Source organism: Achromobacter sp. MYb9 (assembly GCF_002975275.1).
In the GTDB taxonomy this organism is placed as follows: domain Bacteria; phylum Pseudomonadota; class Gammaproteobacteria; order Burkholderiales; family Burkholderiaceae_B; genus Achromobacter.
Genome location: NZ_PCOQ01000055.1, coordinates 1 through 2085, shown reverse-complemented (window position 1 = coordinate 2085; position 2085 = coordinate 1). Strand labels below are relative to the sequence as shown.

General features: G+C 65.3%; 2 protein-coding genes and 1 pseudogene. All 3 read right to left on the bottom strand.

Annotated elements, in window-relative coordinates; genetic code table 11:
* A partial coding sequence (locus CQ050_RS30615; RefSeq protein WP_146121083.1) for a Tar ligand binding domain-containing protein occupies nt 1–926 on the bottom strand: 926 nt, incomplete at its 3' end.
* A 141-nt stretch (nt 927–1067) separates the two neighbouring features.
* Nucleotides 1068–1538 (bottom strand): hypothetical protein, encoded by a 471-nt coding sequence (locus tag CQ050_RS30610; protein WP_105560571.1) that lies wholly within the window; start codon nt 1536–1538, stop codon nt 1068–1070.
* 29 nt (nt 1539–1567) lie between these two features.
* A pseudogene (locus tag CQ050_RS30605) lies at nt 1568–2085 on the bottom strand (methyl-accepting chemotaxis protein); the annotation flags it as partial.

Sequence of the window (2085 nt, the reverse complement as noted above, 5' to 3'; positions counted from 1 at the left end):
ACGCCGCGGCGCACCGTCGACACCGTGCGCGTCAGGCTTTCCTGCATGCGCTTGACCGCCGCCATCAACTGGCCGATTTCATTGTGCGAGCGGACCTCGACGCGGCTGGTCAGGTCGCCTGCGGCGATCTTGTCGAAATGCTGGCCGGCTTCCACCAGCGGACGCACCACCAGACGGCCGAACAAGATGCGGCAGAACACCATCAGCAGCAGCGCCAGGCCCACGGCCACGGCCACCGCCACCATCGCGCGATTGAAGTTCGCCTCGGCCTGTTCAATCGTGGCTTGTTGCTGGCCGCCGATGTACTTGCCGAAATCGCTCAACGCTTCGATGAAGGCGGCGCTGCGCGGCGTACCGTATTCGTTGTTCACCATGTAGAACGTCGAATAGTCTTCGCTACGCAGGGCTTCCACCATCGTGTCCACGCCGTCATCGATGTACGAGCGATAGCGGCGGACCAGGTTCATCGACAGCTGGCGGCCCGTGTCGTCCTGCAGCATGTTCTTCTGGAAGTCCGCGAACCGGGCGCGCACGCCGGTCAGCAGATCGGTGGCGCCCTTGAGGGCCGCCGCCGCGTCGCGGGCCGAGTTCTCGCCGCTGCCCCAGCCGGATTCCTGCAGGTGGCGTGCAGCCACCATCAGGCTCACGCGGGCACGCAGCATGTCGCTGTTGATGACTTCCACTTGCTTGGCGCGCTCGGTCAGCGCGTTGACTTCGCGGATGGACTCGTAATTGTGCTGCAGGAAAAATGCGGCCAGGCCGCCTACCGCCGCGATCAATATCGCGAAGAACGCCATGACCCACAGCAGCATCGTACCGACGCGGGCATCGCGCAAGCGGAGCTTGCGTTTCACCTTAGGCGCGCGCGCAGCCTTTTTTTTGCCGCCTTTGCCGGCCTTCGCGCCGGATTCGAGACTCGCTTCCATATTTTTTCCCCATCCCTCAGGAACTGCTCAGACCAAATGAAAAACCACCCTGCCGACACGCCCTGTTACATGGGGTGTACATTCAGGGCGACGGTCATTGCGGCTTGCGCCGCAATGCTCTCTGCCGGACGACAGCAAGCGTTATTTGCTTGCGGGCGCCAAACCGGCCGGTTCGCCCGGGCCGGGTATGTAGATGGTTTGCACCTCGGGTTCGGCCGAGGGTGCCGTCGTCCAGGCCTGATTCACATCAGGCGCGGGCGCGGGCCCCAGCAGTTTTTGCCGTTCCCAGGGTTCCAGCAGAATATTGGTGCTGTCGACCAGCCGCATCAAACGGCCGTCCGGGCCGAATTGCAGCAAAGCTTCCTTGCGGCTGTACAGGCCGTCGGTGACAAACGTGATCTTGAAGGACCAAAGGGCCAGGAGCGTGCCGTCGGTCTGCTTGTATAGCTTGTCGGGCGGCGCGGTCAGCGCGCGCGAGGCGTCTTCCAGCGTCGTCTGGCCAGGCGTCAGGGTCGACAACTTGCCCGGGTCGAAGTTATGCCCCGTTGCCGCGCAGCCTGCCAGCAGTACCGCGATGGCGGCTGCCGCCAGAAGATGTATATAGCCTCGCATACCCTACCCATTCACCGGCAACGCCGGTATCAGAAAGATTCCCAATTGTCGTCCGACGGTGCCTGCCGGCGGCTTGCCGCCGGTGCCGGCTTGGCGTCGTTGGCGGTCGTTGCCGCGCGCGGTGCCGGACGGCGCAGCGGACGCGCTGCCGTGGCGCCCTCCGCCGCAGCCGGCTTGGTACGAGCCGCGTGCGTCAGACGGACGGCGGGCGACGGCTTGGCCGCCGCTGCCTCGGAGGCAGACGTGTCGGACGCCGCGGCCGGCGACGACACGCGCGCGGCGACACGCGCCGCTGGGCGCTGCTGCGCCAACTGGCGTGCCGGCACTTCAATCACTTCACCGGCGTTGACTTTGAACACCGCCACGGCCTGGGCCAGGCGTTCAGCCTGTTCCTGCAAGGAACCCGCAGCGGCCGCCGCTTCTTCCACCAGCGCCGCATTCTGCTGCGTCACTTCGTCCATCTGCGACACGGCCCGATTGACCTGGTCGATGCCGCTGGACTGCTCTTCGGACGCCGCCGAGATCTCGCCCATGATGTCCGTCACAC